The 19,798-nt window shown below is 64.7% G+C and carries 22 protein-coding genes; 13 read left to right on the plus strand and 9 right to left on the minus strand.

Features of this window, described 5'->3' with window-relative positions; all coding sequences use genetic code 11:
- Positions 1 to 54 precede the first annotated feature (54 nt).
- The 8 genes from AB843_RS01635 to AB843_RS01670 form a co-directional block, all read right to left on the minus strand.
- Complete coding sequence (locus tag AB843_RS01635; RefSeq protein ID WP_048645017.1) at positions 55 to 1,710, minus strand: FAD-binding dehydrogenase; 1,656 nt, start codon at positions 1,708 to 1,710, stop codon at positions 55 to 57.
- A gap of 98 nt (positions 1,711 to 1,808) precedes the next feature.
- Complete coding sequence (locus AB843_RS01640) at positions 1,809 to 3,293, minus strand: carboxypeptidase M32 (RefSeq protein WP_048645018.1); 1,485 nt, start codon at positions 3,291 to 3,293, stop codon at positions 1,809 to 1,811.
- 80 nt (positions 3,294 to 3,373) lie between these two features.
- A complete protein-coding gene (locus AB843_RS01645; protein ID WP_048645019.1) occupies positions 3,374 to 4,405 on the minus strand; it encodes a peptidoglycan -binding protein in 1,032 nt (343 codons plus the stop codon).
- A gap of 1 nt (position 4,406) precedes the next feature.
- On the minus strand, positions 4,407 to 5,417 hold the full coding sequence (locus AB843_RS01650; protein WP_048645200.1) for a MotA/TolQ/ExbB proton channel family protein: 1,011 nt from the start codon (positions 5,415 to 5,417) through the stop codon (positions 4,407 to 4,409).
- Between the two features lie 252 nt (positions 5,418 to 5,669).
- Positions 5,670 to 6,464 carry an inositol monophosphatase family protein gene (locus tag AB843_RS01655; protein ID WP_048645020.1) on the minus strand — a complete coding sequence of 265 codons (795 nt, stop codon included), beginning with the start codon at positions 6,462 to 6,464 and terminating at the stop codon, positions 5,670 to 5,672.
- Positions 6,465 to 6,592: 128 nt separating this feature from the next.
- Positions 6,593 to 7,156 carry an elongation factor P gene (gene efp / locus AB843_RS01660; RefSeq protein WP_048645021.1) on the minus strand — a complete coding sequence of 188 codons (564 nt, stop codon included), beginning with the start codon at positions 7,154 to 7,156 and terminating at the stop codon, positions 6,593 to 6,595.
- 110 nt (positions 7,157 to 7,266) lie between these two features.
- Positions 7,267 to 8,289: a tetratricopeptide repeat protein gene (locus AB843_RS01665; RefSeq protein WP_053086084.1), complete on the minus strand. Its 1,023-nt coding sequence runs from the start codon at positions 8,287 to 8,289 to the stop codon at positions 7,267 to 7,269.
- Positions 8,290 to 8,291: 2 nt separating this feature from the next.
- Positions 8,292 to 8,936 carry a thiamine phosphate synthase gene (locus AB843_RS01670; protein ID WP_048645022.1) on the minus strand — a complete coding sequence of 215 codons (645 nt, stop codon included), beginning with the start codon at positions 8,934 to 8,936 and terminating at the stop codon, positions 8,292 to 8,294.
- Positions 8,937 to 9,144: 208 nt separating this feature from the next.
- On the opposite strand from AB843_RS01670, the gene AB843_RS01675 reads away from it, so the two are divergent.
- The 3 genes from AB843_RS01675 (at position 9,145) to rcdA (ending at position 12,493) form a co-directional block, all read left to right on the plus strand.
- Positions 9,145 to 9,915: a sulfite exporter TauE/SafE family protein gene (locus AB843_RS01675; protein WP_048645023.1), complete on the plus strand. Its 771-nt coding sequence runs from the start codon at positions 9,145 to 9,147 to the stop codon at positions 9,913 to 9,915.
- Positions 9,916 to 9,966: 51 nt separating this feature from the next.
- Positions 9,967 to 11,610 carry an acyl-CoA synthetase gene (locus tag AB843_RS01680; protein WP_048645024.1) on the plus strand — a complete coding sequence of 548 codons (1,644 nt, stop codon included), beginning with the start codon at positions 9,967 to 9,969 and terminating at the stop codon, positions 11,608 to 11,610.
- 349 nt (positions 11,611 to 11,959) lie between these two features.
- On the plus strand, positions 11,960 to 12,493 hold the full coding sequence (gene rcdA, locus AB843_RS01685; protein WP_048645025.1) for a protease adaptor protein RcdA: 534 nt from the start codon (positions 11,960 to 11,962) through the stop codon (positions 12,491 to 12,493).
- Here the strand turns inward: rcdA and AB843_RS01690 are convergent.
- Entirely contained in the window at positions 12,459 to 13,271 is an 813-nt protein-coding gene (locus AB843_RS01690) for a sulfite exporter TauE/SafE family protein (protein ID WP_244467869.1), read from the minus strand. The genes rcdA and AB843_RS01690 overlap by 35 nt on opposite strands.
- A 68-nt stretch (positions 13,272 to 13,339) precedes the next feature.
- On the opposite strand from AB843_RS01690, the gene ruvC reads away from it, so the two are divergent.
- From ruvC to AB843_RS01740, 10 genes are all read left to right on the plus strand, one after another.
- Positions 13,340 to 13,855: a crossover junction endodeoxyribonuclease RuvC gene (gene ruvC / locus AB843_RS01695; protein ID WP_048645027.1), complete on the plus strand. Its 516-nt coding sequence runs from the start codon at positions 13,340 to 13,342 to the stop codon at positions 13,853 to 13,855.
- A complete protein-coding gene (ruvA, locus tag AB843_RS01700; RefSeq protein WP_048645028.1) occupies positions 13,852 to 14,469 on the plus strand; it encodes a Holliday junction branch migration protein RuvA in 618 nt (205 codons plus the stop codon). Before ruvC ends, ruvA begins: the two co-directional genes overlap by 4 nt.
- 109 nt (positions 14,470 to 14,578) lie before the next feature.
- The gene (locus tag AB843_RS01705; protein WP_048645029.1) at positions 14,579 to 14,875 is read left to right on the plus strand and encodes an AbrB/MazE/SpoVT family DNA-binding domain-containing protein; all 297 of its coding nucleotides are present in this window, start codon (positions 14,579 to 14,581) and stop codon (positions 14,873 to 14,875) included.
- Entirely contained in the window at positions 14,872 to 15,270 is a 399-nt protein-coding gene (locus tag AB843_RS01710) for a type II toxin-antitoxin system VapC family toxin (RefSeq protein ID WP_048645030.1), read from the plus strand. Before AB843_RS01705 ends, AB843_RS01710 begins: the two co-directional genes overlap by 4 nt.
- Complete coding sequence (gene ruvB / locus AB843_RS01715) at positions 15,267 to 16,307, plus strand: Holliday junction branch migration DNA helicase RuvB (protein WP_048645031.1); 1,041 nt, start codon at positions 15,267 to 15,269, stop codon at positions 16,305 to 16,307. The genes AB843_RS01710 and ruvB overlap by 4 nt, the downstream gene beginning before the upstream one ends.
- Entirely contained in the window at positions 16,304 to 16,855 is a 552-nt protein-coding gene (locus AB843_RS01720; protein ID WP_244467870.1) for a GNAT family N-acetyltransferase, read from the plus strand. Before ruvB ends, AB843_RS01720 begins: the two co-directional genes overlap by 4 nt.
- Positions 16,848 to 17,297: a tol-pal system-associated acyl-CoA thioesterase gene (gene ybgC, locus AB843_RS01725; protein ID WP_048645032.1), complete on the plus strand. Its 450-nt coding sequence runs from the start codon at positions 16,848 to 16,850 to the stop codon at positions 17,295 to 17,297. Before AB843_RS01720 ends, ybgC begins: the two co-directional genes overlap by 8 nt.
- A gap of 240 nt (positions 17,298 to 17,537) precedes the next feature.
- On the plus strand, positions 17,538 to 18,251 hold the full coding sequence (tolQ, locus tag AB843_RS01730) for a protein TolQ (protein WP_048645033.1): 714 nt from the start codon (positions 17,538 to 17,540) through the stop codon (positions 18,249 to 18,251).
- Positions 18,252 to 18,260: 9 nt separating this feature from the next.
- Positions 18,261 to 18,710 (plus strand): protein TolR, encoded by a 450-nt coding sequence (tolR, locus tag AB843_RS01735; protein ID WP_048645034.1) that lies wholly within the window; start codon positions 18,261 to 18,263, stop codon positions 18,708 to 18,710.
- Between the two features lie 4 nt (positions 18,711 to 18,714).
- A complete protein-coding gene (locus AB843_RS01740) occupies positions 18,715 to 19,773 on the plus strand; it encodes a hypothetical protein (RefSeq protein ID WP_048645035.1) in 1,059 nt (352 codons plus the stop codon).
- Positions 19,774 to 19,798: the final 25 nt, after the last annotated feature.

Below are 19,798 nucleotides of genomic sequence, written 5' to 3' on the forward strand. Positions count from 1 at the left end.
TCGCTGTCATGATGGCGCAGATTGCGCCGAGGCGGCCTGCGCTGGCAAGTCCGCTCAGGCTTTCGCCGCGTGCCGGCCCGCATTGCGGCCGGAAAAGATGCAGCCACCGAGAAAGGTTCCCTCCAAGGCGTTGTAGCCGTGATAGCCGCCGCCGCCGAAGCCCGCCACCTCGCCGGCGGCATAGAGGCCTGGCACCGGTTGGCCGCCGGCATCGAGCACCTGGCCGTCGAGATTGGTGTGCAGGCCGCCCAGCGTCTTGCGCGTCAGCACATGCAGGCGGACGGCGATCAGCGGCCCGTTGGCGGGGTCGAGAATCTTGTGCGGCTTCGCCGTGCGGATCAGCCTGTCGCCCAGATAGTTGCGCGCGCCGCGAATGGCGATCACCTGCGCGTCCTTGGAGAAGGGGTTGTCGATCTCCCGGTCGCGCGCCTCGATCTGCGCCAGCAAGCAGTCGTGATCGATCAGGTTTTCGCCGGAAAGCGCATTCATGCCGTCCACCAGCGCGGTGAGGTCGTCGCGGACGACGAAATCCTCGCCCTTCTCCTTGAACGCCTCGACCGGCGGCGGGGCGCCCTTGCCGCGCCGGCTCCGCAGGACGTTCAGCCAGCTTTTCGACGTCAAGTCGGGGTTCTGTTCGGAGCCGGAAAGGGCGAATTCCTTCTCGATGATCTTCTGGGTCAGGACGAACCACGAATATTCATGGCCCGTACCCAGGATGTGCTTCAACGTCGACAGCGTGTCGAAGCCGGGCAGGCAGGGGGCGGGCAGGCGGTCGCCATGAGCGTCGAACCAAAGCGAGGAGGGGCCGGGCAGGATGCGGATGCCGTGGTTGGGCCAGATCGGCGCCCAGTTCCTGACGCCTTCGGTGTAATGCCACATGCGGTCGGTGTTGATCGTCGCGCCGCCGGCCTGCCGCGTGATCTCGATCATCCGGCCATCCACATGGTGCGGCACGCCGGCGATCATGCTTTTGGGGGCCGGGCCGAGGCGTTTTGCCGGCCAGTTCCGGCGCACCAGCTCCAGATCGCCGCCGATGCCGCCCGAGGCGACGATCACCGCATTGGCGGCAAGCGCGAAGTCGCCGATCGTCGCGCGCCCGGATTGCCGGCCGCGCTCAACCGTCGAGGGCTCCAGCATCTCGCCGGCAACGCCTGTGACGGCGTTGCCCGTGCGGGTGAGCCGGCTTGCGCGGTGACGGAATTTCAGCTTGATGCGTCCTGCCTCCACATGGGCCAGGACCCGGCGCGCGAACGGCTCGACGACGCCCGGGCCGGTGCCCCAGGTGATGTGGAAGCGCGGCACGGAATTGCCGTGCCCGTCGGCCAGCGCGCCGCCGCGCTCGGCCCAGCCGACGACGGGAAACCAGCGCATGCCCATCGCGTGCAGCCAGGGGCGCATCTCGCCGACGGCGAAATCGATATAGGCTTCGGCCACGCGACGCGGCCAGAAATCCTCGTCGCGGTCGAACTGCGCCGATCCCATCCAGTCCTGCAGGGCGAGTTCCCGGCTGTCGCGGATGCGCATGCGGCGCTGCTCCGGGCTGTCGACGAAGAACAGGCCGCCCAGCGACCAGAAGGCCTGTCCGCCCAGCGAATTCTCGCCCTCCTGTTCGACAATGGCGACGCTTCTGCCGGCATCGGCCAGTTCTGCGGCGGCGGTCAGGCCGGCAAGGCCGGCGCCGACAATGATCGCGTCATAGGTCTCAACCATGTCTCCTCCCAAAGCAGGCGGGCGCTACTGTCGGATGCTTTGGGAGAGCGGGCAAGAGGGCGGGTGAGGGGCGGCCACAACCATTACCCCGGCCGCGATCATTCGCCGTAGCGCGCCTCGAGATGCGCCGTGAAATGCGCGGCGTTCAGCGGTTCACCGGTCGCCCGCTCGATCAGTTGCGGTGTCGACCAGAGCGAAGCCTGCGACCAGATCTTTTCATTTCGCCATTCGTTGACGGCGTCGAACCGGCCCTTGGCGAACTGCGCCTCCACGTCCGGCATTTCCCGCTCGATCGCCGCCCATTGCTGCGCGGCGATCATCGCGCCCAGCGTGTAGGAGGGGAAGTAGCCGAAGGCGGCGGACGGCCAGTGGACGTCCTGCATCGGGCCATCCTGCGGCGCGTCGATGGTGGACAGGCCGAGATAGTCGCGCATCTTCCGGTCCCAGGCTTCCGGCAAGTCGCGGGCCTCCAGGTCGCCTGAAATCAATCCCTGCTCCAGTTCGAAGCGCAGGATGACATGCAGCGGATAGGTCACCTCGTCGGCATCGACGCGGATCAGACCGCGCTCGACGTGGTGCACGTGGGCCAGAATTTCGTCCTTCGACCATTGCTCGCCGAGATGCTTCTCCACCACCGGCAGCGCCCATTCCCAGAAGGCGGGGTTGCGGCCGATCTGCTTTTCGACGAACAGGCTCTGGCTTTCGTGCATCGCCATGCCGCGCGCCTTGCCGAGCGGCCAATGCGCCCATTCGCGCGGCAGGTTCTGCTCATAGAGCGCGTGTCCGGTCTCGTGCAATATGCCCATCAGCGACGACAGGAACTCGGTGGTCTTGTAGCGCGTGGTGATGCGCACGTCGGTTGGCACGCCGCCGCAGAACGGATGATGCGACACGGACAGGCTGCCGCGCGTCAGGTCGAAGCCGACGGCGGCCATCATCGCAAGGCCCAGCTCGCGCTGCCTGTCGATGGGATAATTGCCCGACAGCGGCCGCAGTGGAAGTTTCTCGCGGCGTTTGGCCTGAGCTTCCAGAGCCTTGGGAACGAAGTCGACGAGGAACGTCTTCAACTCGGCGAATATCGGCGCGATGTCGGCAACGCGGTTGCCTGGATCGAACTGCTCCATCAGGGCGTCATAGGGCGAAAGGCCGAGCACGCTAGCGCGCAGGGCGGCCTCCTCGCGGGCAAGCTCGACCACGCCTTCGAGCGCCGGCAGGAAGCCCGCCCAATCGCCCTTCGCCCTGAGTTCGCGCCAAAGCTGCTCGCAGCGCATGCGCGTGCGTGTCTGCCGTTCGACGAACTCCGTCGGCAGACAGGTCAGGTTGACATAGTGGCGGCGGAATTCGGCGACGGCCGTCTTCTGCTCGGCGTTCAGGTCTTCGGCCTCGGCGGCAGAAATCCAGTCGCCGATTTCCGGCGCGCTCGCCTGGCGGTGAGCCATGCCGGCCAGCGTCGACATCGCTTCGGCGCGCGCTTCGCCGCCGCCCGGCGCCATATGGGTTGCCTCGTCGGCACCGAGTATGGCCAGCGCATGCTCAAAGGCGGTGAGCTTGTGGCCGAGTTCATCGAGTTTCTGGAAGGACATGCGACACCTCAATTGCAGACGCGGGCAAGGGACACGAAGTCGTCCGATTTCGCAAGGCCGTGAAGGCGTGAGGGAGGGCTTCAGCGTTCGGTGAGTTTCAACTCGATGCGGCGGTTCCTGCCGCGCGCTTCCGGCGTGTCGGCCGGGTCGAGCGGCTGGAACTCGCCGAAGCCGGCGGCGACCAGCCGGTTGGCGGGCACGCCATTCTCGATCAGGAATTTGACCACCGCCGTGGAGCGCGCCGTGGACAATTCCCAATTGTCGCGGAAGCGCCCGGTGCCCGATAGCGGCACGTCGTCCGTGTGGCCGTCGACGCGCAGCACCCAGTTGATCTCCGGCGGGATTTCCTTCTGCAGTTCGAGGATCGCGTCGGCCAGCTTGCGCATCTCGGTCTGGCCGTTCGGGTTGATCTCCGTGGCGCCCGAGGGAAACAGAACCTCCGACTGGAAGACGAAACGGTCGCCGACGATGCGGATGTTCTCGCGGTCGGAGAGGATTTCGCGCAGCCGGCCGAAGAAGTCGGAGCGATAGCGGTTGAGCTCCTGCACGCGCTGGGCCAGCGCGACATTCAGCCGGCGGCCGAGATCGGCGATCTTGGTGTTCGATTCCCTGTCGCGCTTCTCGGAAACCTCGAGCGCCGCCTCCAGCGCGCCGATCTGCTTGCGCAGGGCGGAGATCTGCTGGTTGAGCAACTCCACCTGGCTCAGGGCGCGCTGGCTGAGCTGGCGCTCGCTTTCCAGCGCGCCGCTCAAGGCGCCGATGCGCGCCGCGGCCTCCTCGCTCTGCCCGGTGCCGCTCGCCAGAATCTGCTCCAGCCGCGACTTGTCGGACTGGGCCTCCTCCAGCGAGGCGCGCATGTTGGCCAGCGCGTCCTCGGCGTCCTGGGTGCTGGCCTGCTCCAGCGCCAAGAGCTGCGTCAGTTCGTTGATCTGTGCGTTCAGCCGGTCGAGCACGGCGTCCTTGCCGGTGATCTCCTGGCTGAGGAAATACTGCGCCAGCACGAAGACCGACAGGAGGAACATGATGGCGAGCAACAGCGTCGCCATCGCATCGACGAAGCCCGGCCAGTAGTCGACGCGGCGGTCGGTGCGCCGCCCTCGGGCCAGCGCCATGTCAGCTGTCCCGCTTTCTCAGCGATGTGGCGATCTTTTCCAGCGTGGTGCGCATCGCCTTCTGTTCCTCGGCCTGCGCCTCGACCCAGTCGCGCATCATCTGCTGTTCCTGGCGCATGTTCTTGACCAGGCCGGAAATGCCCTCGGCCAGATTGGCCATGGAGGCGGCGAGGCGCGGATTGGCGCCGCCATTTTCCTGCACGGTGCGCAGCTTGTCGGCCAGCGCCTGCATTTCCTCTGAAGCGCCGTTGCGCCCATCGACGAAGTCCGAACCGAGGTCGGTAACCGACGACAGCCAGTTTTCCAGCTCCGTGTAGAAACGGTTTTGCGCGCGGCCCGCCTGCAGGTCGAGAAAGCCAAGCACCAGCGAGCCGGACAGGCCGAAAAGCGACGAGGAGAAGGCCGTGCCCATGCCGTCGAGCGGCGCGGACAGGCCCGACTTCAGGGCGTCGAGCACATCGTTGGCGTTGCCCGAGGCGGGGTCGAGGGACTGGATCGTGTCGCCGATGGAGCCGATGGTCTGCAACAGGCCCCAGAAGGTGCCGAGCAGGCCGAGAAACACCAGCAGGCCGATCAGGTAGCGCGAGATGTCGCGGCTCTCATCGAGCCGGGTGGCGATGGAATCGAGGATCGAGCGCATCGACGACGTCGACAGCGCCATCGACGATGAGCGGCTCAACAGCGCCTTCATCGGCGCCAGAAGCACAGGATCGGAGGCATCGCTGCCGACGCGGAACGAATTGACCCAGCGCACCTCGCGAAAGAGGCGGACGACCTGCACGAAGGCGAGCAGGATGCCGATCAGCAGAACGCCGAGGATCAGGCCGTTGAGGCCTGGATTGGTCTGGAAGGCCGAGGCGATCTGCCGGTAGAGGATGGCACAGACGAAGCCGGCGATGGCCAGGAAGACCAGCATCGAGTAGAGAAAGACCTGAGGGCTGGACAGCGTGTGAGGATCGTATTCGATCCCGATGGACGCTTCGTCCTCCTCCCGCGATTTCAGCAAGGCCATCTGCTCCTCGTATGCGTTGTAACGCAGAACCAGCAATGATTCCTGATAGCGCCGATCCTAATCGCAAATATGACGAAATTGAAAGTGAGGCGGTTGAACTGCTTATGCAAGCATTACCGATGCGGGTCGGTCAGACCACTAGATCACGATGATTTTGGATTGAATCAATCCAAAATCATAAACGTGACCGCTCTCGGTAAATTAGAGCGGGATGCGGGCGGAAAACCGCTTCACACTTTTCCTCATCCCGCTCTAGCGCGCCGGCCTGGCGAGCGTTTTCAGCAGGGCGCGGTGCATCGCCTCATTGCCGGCGACGACCTTGCCGGTTTCGAAGATCTTGTTGCCGCCGTCGCGGTCGGTGACGAAGCCGCCTGCCTCGCGCACCAGGACGATGCCCGCCGCCATGTCCCAGGGCGACAGGGCGTCTTCCCAGAACCCATCCATGCGGCCGGCGGCCACATAGGCGAGGTCGAGGGCGGCGGAGCCGAGCCGGCGAATGCCGGCGGTCTCGCCCATCACGTTGCGCAGGTCGAGCAGCGCTTCGCCGTGATGGCCGCGGCCCAGATGCGGAATGCCGGTGCCGATCACCGCGTCGGACAGTTTCGTGCGCGCCGCCACACGCAGGCGCCGGTCGTTGAGGAAGGCGCCGCCGCCGCGCTCGGCGGTGTAGAGCTCATCCATGGCCGGGTTGTAGATGACGCCGGCGACGAGCTGGCCCTGCCGCTCGAGTGCGATGGAGATCGAGAACACCGGTATGCCGTGCAGGAAATTGGTCGTGCCGTCGAGCGGGTCGACGATCCAGCGGTGCTGCGGGTCGTCGCCCTCGACCGTGCCGCTTTCCTCCATCAGGAAGGAATAGCCGGGCCGGGCGCGCGACAACTCGCTGTAGATGATCTCCTCGGCCTTGCGGTCGGCCTGGCTGACATAGTCGCCGGGTCCCTTCAGCGAAACCTGCAGGTTCTGCACCTCGCCGAAATCGCGCACCAGCGAGCGGCCCGCCTTCATCGCGGTCTGAACCATGACATTGATGATCGCCGAACGGGCCATGAAACCTGTGCCTTCGTTTGTGTATGCTTGCCGTGAGACCGGGCTTGCTGTTGGGCCGGTCTATCTCATTGTTTTTCCGCATTTATGCGGGCGTCGGTGGAGCCACCTGACTGCAAATGCTCTGGAACTTATTCGCCGCGGCGCAGATAGGTGATCTCGTTGGTGTCGACGATGATCTTCTCGCCGGCCGAGATGAAGGGCGGCACCATCACGCGGACGCCGTTCTCCATCACCGCCGGCTTGTAGGACGAAGCCGCCGTCTGGCCCTTTACCACGGGATCGGCCTCGACCACCTGGAGGGTCACATGGTCGGGCAGCGAAATGCCGATCGGCTTTTCCTCGTAGAGCTCCACCGTCACCGTCATGCCGTCCTGCAGGAAGGCGGCGCGGTCGCCGACGAAATCCTTCTGCAGCTCGAGCTGCTCGTAGGATTCGGAATCCATGAACACCAGGGCTTCGCCCTGCTCGTAGAGGAAGGTGAAGTCCTTCTGCTCGAGCCGCACCTTCTCGACCGTCTCGGCGGCGCGGAAGCGCTCGTTGAGCTTGGTGCCGTCGATCAGGTTCTTCAATTCGACCTGGTTGTAGGCGCCGCCCTTGCCGGGCTTGACCGCGTTGGTCTTGACCGCCGCCCACAGGCCGCCATTGTGCTCGATGACGTTGCCGGGGCGGATTTCGTTGCCGTTGATTTTCATGCTGGATCGTCCTGATGGTCTTCGGCGCATCAGCGCGCGATTTGGCGCTTCCAAGACCATAAAACGCCTGCCAAGGCAAGCCGAAGCGCAAACCGGGCCGGCTGAAAACGTCAGCGCAGCCGGTTCGCGCGCTGGATCGCCTCCTTCATCTCCTCCGGCGTGAGGCCGGCGAGAAAGCCTTCCATTTCCCGGTCGATCAGGCCGGCCCGGCGGGCCGAGATGTACCAGGCGGCCGCCTCGGTCGTGTTGGCGTCGGTGCCGACGCCGGCGCGATAAAGCTTGGCGAGCCGGTTTTGGGCCGCAACGTTGCCGCCGTCCGCGGCGCGTTTCAGCCAGCCAAACCCGGTCTTCGGATCGCGCGTCCCGCCGCGGCCTTCGACCAGCCATGTGCCGAGATCGAGCTGGGCGGTGTCGAAATTCTGCGTCGCGGCGCGCTTCAGCCAGCGCTCGGCTTCCCTTTCGTCCACCTGCTTGCCGCCGAAGCCGTTGGCGTAGACCTGGGCCATGGCGTATTGCGCGTCGGCAAGCCCCGCCTTGGCGGCGCGTTCATAATAGGTGACGGCGCGTTTCTCGGCGGCGAAGCTCGGCTGTCGGTCGACGATCATCTGGGCCAGGTTGAACTGGGCGAGCCGGTTTCCACCCTCGGCGGCCGTCTGCATCAGCTCGAAGGCGCGATCCGTGTCCTTGGCGGTGAAATCGCCGTCTATCAGCATCAGCGCGTATTGAAACTGCGCCTCGGGAACGCCCTGCCGGGCAGCCTTCTCATACCATTCGGCGGCCTTCCTGGCGTTGCGCGGCATGCCGAGGCCGCGCGCGTGGATTTCGGCGATCAGCGTCTGGGCGGCCGGGTCGCCGCTTTCGGCGCGCGGCAGGGCGAGGTTGTGCGCCGTGATGTAGTAGCCGCGCTGGAAGGCGCCGTAGGCGGCATCGGGCAGGGTTCCGAAGCGATCGGGATCGACCGCGTCTATGGTGGGACTCTTCAGGGGGGTCTTGTTCGGCGGCTCGAGCCGGTCGACCAGCGGTTCGTCGATCACCGCCTGCTCCACCGCGTCATTGTCGGCGGCCAGCGCCGGACCGGCCAGCACCAGGGCGGCGACGGCCAGGAGAGCGATCTGGCAGCGTGCGGGTCGCATCATCACACTCCTTCGGACTGTGCCACCCGGTCGAGAATGGCGTTGGCCTCGATCACGGCTTTCGCCGGATCCGTCTCGTCGGAAAAGACGGCCGAGCAAAGGGCCACGAAGTCCGCCCCACCCCGCGCCACGTCCTCCACGGAGGCGATGCTGCTGCCGCCAAGAACGATGCAGGGGATCTGTATCATCTCCGACCACCAGGTGCCGAGCGACATGTTGCGTGGGTGCGGTTCGGGTTTGTTGTCATAGCCGAAGCGACCGAAGAAGACATAGTCCGGCTGTGTCTCGCCGCGTTCCAGCGCCTCGTCGCGCGTCTTGATACCGCCGGTGCCGACCATCATGGTCTGCTGGTATTTCTCCACCATCTCGCCAAGCTCGGCCTTCGATCCCTCGACATGGATGCCGTCGGCCTTGACCCGGGCGGCGATGCGCGGCGCGCCGGCGATCATCACGGCGACACCGCGCGCCTGGGCCATCGGCGTCAACCGCTCGGCGCGCGCCTGGAAGCCGACCTCGTCCTGACCGTAGTCGGGAATGATCAGCGACGCGACATCGCCGGCGGCAAGCGCCGCCTTGACATGGTTGTCGTCATTGGCTGCCAGCTCCGGCGGCGGGGCAATCAGGACGAGGCGACAGCGGTTTGACATTCTTGGTTCACTCCTGACGGCGCGATGGTTCTCGACGGATCCGGCCCGGCTGTTTCTGGCCGGTCATTTTGGTTTGAATTGGGCATAGACGAAGGCCACGGCGCGCGACAAGGAGAATCGGAAAACGGCCTTGCCCCTCGCAAAGCCGGCGCAATGGCTTTATGCGTGTCGTCGCCCGGTTGTCGGGCAGTCCAGCCAAGCTCTTGCGATGCCCATTCTCTCCGATCCCACATTCTATCTGGCGGCCGTCCCGGCCGTCATTCTCGTCGGCCTTTCGAAGGGTGGGTTCGGCGGCGCCATGGCGCTGCTCGGCGTGCCGCTGGTGACGCTGGTCGTTCCGCCGGTGCAGGCAGCCGCCATCCTGCTGCCGATCCTGATCGTCATGGATATGGTCTCGCTTTGGGCCTGGCGCGGGTCGTTCGACCGCCGGACGCTTTCCATCATGTTGCCCGGCGCGCTCGTCGGCATCGCGATCGGCTGGGCAACGGCGGCGGTGGTGACGGAAGGGCATGTGCGGCTGATCGTCGGCCTCGTCACGCTGGCCTTCTTCCTGCGCTGGCTCATGGAGCGGCTTGGCGGGCGCGAGCGCACCGCCAGCCACAGCCGGCCACGCGGAACGTTCTGGGGCATGGTGGCCGGCTTCACCAGTTTCGTGGCGCATGCCGGGGGGCCGCCGTTCCAGGTCTATGCGCTGCCGCTGAAGCACGATCCCAAACGCTACACCGGCACCAGCGTCGTCTTCTTCGCCGTGGTCAATGCGGTGAAGCTGGTTCCATATCTGGCGCTCGGCCAGTTCGACCGGTCGAACCTGATGGCGTCGGCAGTGCTGATGCCGTTGGCGCCGCTGGCCACGCTGGCGGGGGTGTGGATCGTCCGGCGCATCAAGCCGTCCGTCTTCTACCCCTTCATGTATTGCATGGTGTTCATCGTTTCGTTGAAGCTCATCCACGATGGGGCATCCGATCTGCTGGGATGGTGACGGGTTCGGGAGCTTGTGCTTAATAGGGCGAAAAGCAGCGGGAGGATTTTGGTGGCCGGCAATTCCTATGAACGGGATCTCGACAAGAATCCCGCCAATCATCAGCCCCTGACGCCGCTGGTCCTGCTGGAGCGGGCGGCGAAGGTCTTTCCCGAGCGGACGGCGATCATCCATGGGGCGATGCGCCTGTCCTATGCGGAATTCTGGCAGCGTTCGCTGAGGCTGGCTTCGGCGCTTGTCCGCCACGGCATCGGCAAGGGCGACACGGTGACGGTGATGCTGTCGAACACGCCGCCCATGCTGGAAGCCCATCACGGCGTGCCGATGACGAAAGCGGTGCTGCATTCGCTCAACACGCGGCTCGATGCGCCGGTCATCGCGTTCCAACTCGACCATGCCGAAAGCAAGGTGGTCATCGTCGATCGCGAGTTTTCCGGGGTGATGAAAGAGGCGCTGGCGCTGGCCGAGGTCAAGCCGCTGGTGATCGACTACGACGACCCCGAATATCCGGACGATGCTCCCTACGCGAAGGGCGCGCGGATCGGCGGCGTCGACTATGAGGATTTCGTCGCATCGGGCGATGCCGGTTTCGCCTGGTCGATGCCCGACGACGAGTGGGACGCGATCTCGCTCAACTATACATCGGGCACGACGGGCAATCCGAAGGGCGTCGTCTATCACCATCGCGGCGCGGCCCTGATGGCCTACGCCAACACGGTCCATGCCGGCATGGGGCGTGAGCCGGTCTATCTGTGGACGCTGCCCATGTTCCACTGCAATGGCTGGTGCTTTCCCTGGACGCTGGCGCTGCAGGGCGGCATTCATGTCTGCCTGCGCTGGGTCAGGGCCAAGGCGATGTATGATGCGATTGCCGAGCACGGCGTGACGCATCTGTGCGGCGCGCCGGTCGTCATGTCGGCGCTCATCAACGCCCCGGAAGCGGAGAAGCGGGCCTTCACGCAGACGGTGACCTTCAACACGGCCGCGGCGCCGCCGCCCGAATCCGTGCTTTCCGGCATGGCCGAAACAGGTTTTGCCGTGACCCATCTCTACGGCCTGACCGAGACCTACGGTCCGGCGGTGGTGAATGAGTGGAAGGACGATTGGGACGCGCTCGACGGCGCGGGCCAGGCGGCGCGCAAGGCGCGCCAGGGCGTGCGCTACGCGGCGCTCGAAGGATTGACCGTGATGGATCCGGAAACGATGGTTCCGACACCGGCCGATGGCGAGACGATCGGCGAGGTGCTGTTTCGCGGCAACATCGTCATGAAAGGCTATCTGAAAAACCGGCAGGCTTCGGATGAAGCATTCGCCGGCGGGTGGTTCCATTCCGGCGATCTGGGCGTCATGCACCCTGACGGCTACATCCAGCTCAAGGACCGGTCGAAGGACATCATCATCTCCGGCGGCGAGAACATCTCCTCCATCGAGGTGGAGGACGCATTGTACAAACACCCGGCCGTTGCCGCCTGCGGCGTGGTGGCGAAAGCGGACGAAAAATGGGGCGAAACGCCCATTGCGTTCGTCGAACTGAAGCCGGGCCGGCAGGCAAGCGAGCAGGAGCTTCTCGACCATTGCCGGTCGCTCCTGGCGCGATTCAAATGTCCAAAGAACGTCGTTTTTGCTGAAATTCCAAAGACTTCGACAGGGAAGATTCAGAAATTCCGGCTTCGCGAAATGGCCAGGGCCGTGTGATCCAGGCAGGCATGCTCGGCGGTATTTGACACAATGATCGCCGCCAACCTTAACCATTCGTTAAGCTTTACGTGCGTTTACTGTGTTTATCCAGTGATCTGGATTCTTACCGAGTGGCTGGAGCCATTCTGTTTGACGCCTCCCTGTTTAAACTCCTGAGAGCCGCGAACGCGGCTCTTTTTTTGTCCGGACGAGGCGTTAACCTTTTGTTAAGGAAAAACTTGCCATCGGCTGTGCACAAGCGCATTTTCGCCATGAGCCGATGCCATTGAGGGTGCGGTTCAAATATGATTGAACTCCGTTCCGGGCGTCGAACCGGGCAAGTCAGTAGTGGTGGGGCGTAAACATAATGATTGAAGTCGGGAGCGGTCGCGCGACCACGATCAAGTTGGCCGAGCATCGTGTCTTCTCGGGTTCGTTCAAACCGCTTTACAATCAGGGCATGGGTCTGGTCGAAGAGGCTGCCGAGTATCTCGACGGCGATGGCCGGGCGGCCGCCAAGCTCCTGTCGCAGGCCGGTGCCACCCTTTATGCGGCCGAATCCATGCGGCTCACCACACGGCTCATGCAACTCGCCTCATGGCTGCTGCTGCAGCGCGCCGCCAATGCCGGCGAGATGACGCGCGAGCAGGTGGCTGCCGAAAAGTCGAAGGTTCGCCTCGATACCAATTCACCGCAGGATCAGGCCCTTGGCTGGGCCGAACTGCCGGACGCCTTTCGCAATCTCGTCGTGCGCTCACTGAGATTGCAGGATCTGGTGCGCCGCATGGACGAGGAGATCTACGGATCGCCGAAGCCGCGAGCGGACGATGCGGATGCTTCGAACACCAATCCGGTGTTCGACCAGATCACCCTTCTGAAAACAGCATTCGGCCACCGCTGATCAGCCAGCGGGCGAGCATTTCCGTCGCCGGCAGCGCCAGAAAAGCCGCCGCGACGATCAGCGTGAAGGCGACGCGCCGGTAAGTGGCGTCGCTTGCCCTGCCGTAGAGGCGCCAGCCGGCGAACAGACCCAGCACATAGACCGGGATCATGAACAGGCCGAGCATGATGCGCGGCCGGTCGAACAGGTCCGCCGCCCACAGATTGGCGGCCGCGAGCAGTTCGCTGAGGAGGAACAGGGCGAGCAGATTGGCCCGGACGATGGCGGTCGGCATGCCGGACGCCAGCCAGTAGATGATCACCGGCGGGCCGGGGATCGAGGCGATGCCCGACAGGACGCCCGCCAGGCCGCCGACACTGAGCGAGACCGGCAATCCGCGCGGCCCGCGATAGCGCCAACCGCTCCACAGCGTCGCGGCGCAGACGAGAATCGCCAGGCAGATCAGCCAGCGCAACGCCGTTTCGTTGCCGTTCTTCAGAATAAAGATGCCGAGCGGGACGAACAGGGCGAAGCCGGCGAGGATCGGCAGGATTTCGCGCCAGCGAGCGATCTTCATGACCGGGATGGTCAAGGGCAGGGTCGGCAGGGAATCGATGATGACCAGCAGCACCACGGCGGTGACCGGGTCGTAGAGAGCGGCCGCCACCGGGGCGACGATCATGCCTGTGCCGAAGCCGGACAGGCCGCGCACGACGCCGGCGGCGGCGATCGTCATGGCCAGAAGAATGAGACTGGTGTCCAGTTCGACCAGTTGTCTGTTCCTTCGAGTAGCATGCAAAAGGCTAATTGCTCTACGGAGCGCAGTCATCGCGTGGCAATGGGCCTGCCCACGGCTATGGTGATGCCATGAACATCGCGATTCGCATCATCGGCATCGACCCTGGGCTCCGGCGTACCGGCTGGGCCATCATCGAGGCGCAGGGCAATTCACTGCGCTTCGTCGAGGCCGGCACGGTGCGCTCCGACGACAAGGCCGATCTCGCCTCGCGGCTGTGCCAGCTGCATGACGGGCTGGCGGCTGTGCTGCATGAGCATATGCCCGAGGAGGCGGCCGTCGAATCGACCTTCGTCAATACGAATGCGAGCGCGACGCTGAAGCTCGGCCAGGCGCGCGGCATCGCCATGCTGGTGCCGGCGCGCGCCGGCCTGCGTGTCGCCGAATATGCGCCGAATGCCGTCAAGAAGGCGGTGATCGGCGTCGGGCATGGCGACAAGAAGCAGATTCACATGATGGTCAAGGTGCTGATGCCGAAGGCGCGTTTCGACACGGACGACGCGGCCGACGCCATCGCCATCGCCATCTGCCATGCCCACCATCGTCAATCCGTCACCGCCCGTCTGGCACTGGAAACACTGAAATGATCGGCAAATTGAAGGGGCTCGTCGACGAGATCGGCGAGGATCACTGCATCATCGACGTGGGCGGGGTCGGCTATGTGGCCTTCTGTCCCTTGCGCACGCTGTCGGGGCTGGAAGCCGGCACGGCCGTTGCCCTGTTCATCGAAACCTATGTGCGCGAGGACATGATCCGTCTCTACGGCTTCCGCACCACGCTCGAACGCGAATGGTTCCGCATGCTGCAGAACAATGTGCAGGGCGTCGGCGCCAAGGTGGCGCTGTCGGTGCTGTCGACCCTGTCGCCCGCCGAACTGGCCAATGCGATCGCCCTGAAGGACGTGGCGATGGTGGCGCGCGCGCCCGGCGTCGGCAAGAAGGTCGCCGAGCGCATCATCACGGAACTGAAGAGCAAGGCGCCGGCCTTTGCCGGCGATGCGACGGGCACGATCGGCCTGAAGCAGGAGCTTGGCGAAGGCGTAGCGCCAGCGCCGATGGCCGACGCGGTCTCGGCACTTGCCAATCTCGGCTACTCGCGCGACATCGCCGCCAATGCGATTGCCCTGGCCTTGAAAGCGGCAGGCGAGGGGGCGGACGCGGGAACGCTGATCCGGCTCGGGCTCAAGGAACTGGCGCGATGAAGTCGGCGCAGCATGGAAAGGTGGGAGCGAATGTTCCTTGCCTTTTCTTTTTTCCTTACTATTTTAGGATGTAAGGAAAGTACGCAGAACGAAAAGGCGACTAGCAGAAATGGGCGTGCTGGCGAAAATAACGACCAAGGGGCAGATCACCCTGCCCAAGGAGGTTCGCGACCGTCACGGCTTGAAGCCTGGCGATCGTGTGGAATTCGTCGAGGAAAATGGTAGAACCTGGGTCCGTCCGCGCAATGTACGTGCGGTGGATCTCATGGGCATCTTGGGTCCACCGCCGAGCGGCCTCAAGTTCAGTGATGAAGAACTGGACATGGCAATTGCTGCGGCGGCAGAGGAAGCAGCGGCGGAAGATGACGAACGCGTCATGCGTGAGTGGGAAGAGAAAAACCCTTGATCGGCATAGACACAAACGTGCTGCTGCGGTTTCTCGTCGTAGATCATGCCGGTCAGGTCGATGTGGTTCGTGACTTCTTCGCCAATCGAAGCGGCAGCGATCCTGTTTTCGTCAGCGCTATCGTGCTTCTCGAAGCTCTCTGGGTGCTGAAGCGCCGTTTCGGCTATACGCGCTCGGACGTGGCGGCTGCACTACGCCAACTCTTGTCCAGTCCCGAGTTTGAATTCGAACACGGGGAGCGTTTGACCGAGCTTCTTTCGATCGGTGATCCATCGTCGTCCGATATCGCCGACCGTCTGATTGCAGAATCCGGGAAGGTTGCGGGCTGCTCCCGTACCGTCACGTTTGATCGCAGCGCGGCTGCCCGCATCCCCGGAATGGAACTTCTTTCATGAGCGACGACGACCGCCTGATCTCCGCGGCGCAGCGTGGTGAGGACATCGACGCCACGATGCGGCCGCAGTCGCTCGACGAGTTCGTCGGCCAGAAGGCGGCGCGCGCCAACCTCAAGGTGTTCGTCGAGGCGGCGCGCGGCCGTGGCGAGGCGCTCGATCATGTCTTGTTCGTCGGCCCGCCGGGTCTCGGCAAGACGACGCTGGCGCAGATCATGGCGCGCGAACTGGGCGTCAATTTCCGCTCCACTTCCGGCCCGGTCATCGCCCGGGCCGGCGATCTGGCCGCGCTTTTGACCAATCTCGAAGACCGCGACGTGCTGTTCATCGACGAGATCCACCGGCTCAACCCGGCGGTGGAGGAAATTCTCTATCCGGCGATGGAGGATTTCCAGCTCGACCTGATCATCGGCGAGGGGCCGGCGGCGCGCTCGGTGAAGATCGACCTGGCGCGGTTCACGCTGGTGGCGGCGACGACCAGGCTCGGCCTGATCACCAATCCGCTGCGCGACCGCTTCGGCATCCCGGTTCGGCTCGATTTCTACACGGTCGACGAGCTTGAAAAGATCGTCACGCGCGGCGCGCGCATCCTGTCGCTGCCGATGAGCGAGGATGGCGCCATCGAGATTGCGCGACGGGCGCGCGGCACGCCGCGCATCGCCGGTCGGCTTCTGCGCCGCGTGCGCGATTTTGCCTCCGTCGCCGGTGCCGAGACCGTCGACCGCAAGGTCGCCGACGAGGCGCTGCTGCGGCTCGAGGTGGATGCGCTGGGGCTTGACCAGCTCGACCGGCGCTACCTCAACATGATCGCCGGCAATTTCGGCGGTGGACCGGTCGGCATCGAGACCATCGCGGCCGGCCTGTCGGAGCCGCGCGACGCGATCGAGGACATCATCGAACCCTATATGATCCAGCAGGGCTTCATCCAGCGCACGCCGCGCGGACGAATGCTGACGGCCAATGCGTGGCGCCATCTCGGGCTTGAGGCTCCCCGTGATCTCGCCGCCCGCCAGACGAGCCTGTTTGAGGACGACACATGAGCGTACCTGGCAGCGTACCGGGGAGCGTGCCCGAAAGCATGCCTGGCTATCGCAGCGGAACGATTGCCGAGGTCGTCGGGCTGCATGCCACGTATTACGCGCGCGAGTGGAATTTCGGCCTCGCTTTCGAAGCGAAGGTCGCGCACGAACTGGCGGCCTTCCTGACCGGCTTCAGGCCCGGCTTCGATTTTTTCGCCGCGGAATGGGATGCGCAGAGCCGGCTTGCCGGCACGATCAGCCTGGAGGCGCCGCGTCCCGACGAGCCGATGGCGCATTTGCGCTGGTTCATCGTCTCGGACACGGCATCGGGCAGCGGGCTTGGCAAGCGCCTTCTGGCAGCGGCTATGGCGCATGCCGATGCGCAGAGCTTTGCCTCCGTCTATCTGACAACCTTCGACGGCCTCGGCCCGGCGCGGCGGCTCTATGAACGCGCCGGCTTCGTCCTGGTGAGTGAGGCTGCCGAGGACCAGTGGCAGGGCGGCGTGCGGGAGCAACGGTTCGAGCGTCATGCCGGCATCGCCGCCAGAGTGGGAGGCCGGGATGCATGACCCCGTCGGCCTGTCAGGTGAACTGACCGCGTTCGGACACCGCGTTCATGCCCGTGTCTATTTCGCCGACACGGATTTTACCGGCGTGGTCTATCACGCGCGCTATCTCGAATTCCTCGAGCGGGGGCGGTCGGATTTCCTGCGGCTGGCCGGCGTGCATCATGCCGAGCTTGCCGATGGCAAGCATGGCGAGGTGCTGGCCTGGGTGGTGCGGCGCATGGAGATCGACTTCCGCCAGCCGGCGCGCATCGACGATATCATCGCCGTCGAGACGCGGACCGAGGCGATTTCCGGCGCGCGCATCTTCATGGCGCAGAAACTGTTGCGCGGTGCCGACGTACTGGTCGAGGCCCGCGTCGAGGCGGCAATCATCGGCGCATCGGGCAGGCCGCGGCGGTTTCCCAGGGAGTGGATCGCCGCATTCGCGCCAAAAGCGGACTGAGGCCCGATTCCTAACGCTTAATTAACCATAACGGATCATGAAGAAATTCATGAAATCTGTCGCGAATCCGTGCGCCTTCCTTTCACCAAATTTTACCGGATAAAGGGCGGTGAAGCATCTTGCGGGAAAGCCTCGGTTCGGACGAAGGCAACGGCACGCAAGCGGGGGCGCGACCGGAACCGGCCGAAACCGGCTGGAAACGGGATGTACGCCGCCCTGATCTTAAGAGGATGTTGATCCATGGAAAGTGTAACACTCGCCGCACCTGGTGGGGAGCTGTCTATCTGGGCACTGTTCTGGCAGGCCGGCTGGGTGGTCAAGCTGGTGATGATCGGCCTTCTGGCCGCATCCGTTTGGACCTGGGCCATCGTCGTCGACAAGGTGATCGCCTACGGGCGGATGCAGACGGCGCTCAACCGGTTTGAGAAAACCTTCTGGTCGGGCCAGTCGCTGGAGGAGCTCTACCGTGCGCTGTCGGAGCGCAAGACCACGGGCATGGGTTCGATCTTCGTCGCCGCGATGCGCGAGTGGAAGAAGAGTTTCGAGAAGGGCGCGCGCTCGCCCATCGGCCTGCAGACACGCATCGACAAGGCGATGGACCTGGCGCTGACGCGCGAGATGGAACGGCTCGAGGGCAAGCTTGGCTTCCTCGCCTCGATCGGCTCCTCGGCGCCGTTCATCGGCCTGTTCGGCACGGTGGTCGGCATCATGACCTCGTTCCAGGCGATCGCCGGTTCCAAATCAACCAACCTTGCCGTGGTCGCGCCGGGCATCGCCGAGGCGCTGCTGGCCACCGCGATGGGCCTGCTGGCGGCCATTCCCGCCGTCATCGCCTACAACAAATTGTCGTCGGACGCTGCCAAACTGGGCGGCCGGATGGAAGGCTTCGCCGACGAATTCTCGACCATCCTGTCGCGGCAGATCGACGAAAAGGTCGCCGTCAAGGCGGCATAGGAGAACGCGATGGGAATGTCAGTCGGTACGGCGAGCAAGGGACGGCGGCGCGGCAGACGCGCGGCGCGCGGCGGCGTAATCTCGGAAATCAACGTCACGCCGTTCGTTGACGTGATGCTGGTTCTGCTCATCATCTTCATGGTCGCCGCGCCGCTGTTGACGGTCGGCGTACCCATCGACCTGCCGGAGACGCAGGCCAATGCGCTGAATTCGGAAACCCAGCCGATCACCGTCTCGGTCAACGACCAGGGGCAGGTCTATCTGCAGGAAACCGAGGTGCCGCTGAACGAGGTGGTGGCGAAGCTGCAGGCAATCGCCCGCTCGGGCTATGAGGAGCGCATCTATGTGCGCGGCGACCGCTCGGCCGACTACGGCACGGTGATGCAGGTGATGGCGCGCATTTCAGCCGCCGGCTACCGCAATCTCGGCCTTGTGACCTTACAGGAACAGGAAAACTGACCGGATGAAGGCGGGTCTCGTCACATCGGTTACCCTGCATGCGGCGCTGCTTGGCTTCGGCCTGTTCTCGCTGTCGGCGCCGCGCGCCTATGAGGTGACGGACGTCGAGTCCATGCCGGTGGACATCATCCCGATCGAATCGATCACGCAGATCCAGGAAGGCGACAAGAAGGCCGCGCTTTCCGAAAAACCCGCGCCGCAGCCGACCAAGCGCCCGGATCCCGTTCCCGACGCACAAAAGGCCGGTGACAACGAGGTCGACCAGAAGACGCCGCCGACGCCCGAGGCGCGGCCGCGCGAGGTGGAGCAGGCAGCCGAACCGCCGCCTTCGCCCAAGCCGCAGCCGAAGCCCGAACCCAAGCCGACGCCCGAGACCCAGGAAGCCAAGGCCGAGAAGACGCCGGTGCCGGCCACGGAGGTTCGCCCCGAGCCGCAGCCGAAGCAGGACGTGAAGCCCGACCCGGTGGCCGAGACCATTGTCGCCGAGAGCCCCAAGGCCGAGAGCGTGACCCTGCCGGACAACGCCCCGGTGCCGCAGGCGCGGCCGCAACCTCCCAAGGCGAGCACGGCGAAGGCACCCGAGCGCAAGGATGCCGACGAGCCGGCGCAGAAGACCGCCGCCAAACCGAAATCGCAGGATTCCGACAAGCTGTTCGACGAAGTGGCGGCCCTTCTCAACAAGGACAAGGCGTCCGGCGGCGGGGCGAAGCGTTCCGAGCAGCAGGCTTCGCTCGGCGGTGAGCGCAAATCGGCGGGCGAAAAGCTGACCCAGAGCGAGATGGACGCGCTGCGCGGGCAAATCCAGCGTTGCTGGAACGTGCCGGCCGGCGCTCTCGATGCGGAGAATTTGAAGGTTTCGATCCAGCTGCGCCTCGACGCCAGCGGCGCCATCGAGGGCAGCCCGCGCATCATTTCCGGCAGCAATGGGTCGGTGGTCGAGCGGGCGGCGGCGGAATCGGCGCGGCGCGCCGTCCTGCAATGCGCGCCCTACAATCTGCCGGCCGAGAAATACGAAGCCTGGGCGGACGTCATCGTCAATTTCGATCCAAGCGACATGTTTTAACGAGGGCACCATCCGAAGGGCGATG

Origin of the sequence: Nitratireductor soli (assembly GCF_001050155.1) — a bacterium.
GTDB classification, from domain to species: Bacteria; Pseudomonadota; Alphaproteobacteria; order Rhizobiales; family Rhizobiaceae; genus Nitratireductor; species Nitratireductor soli.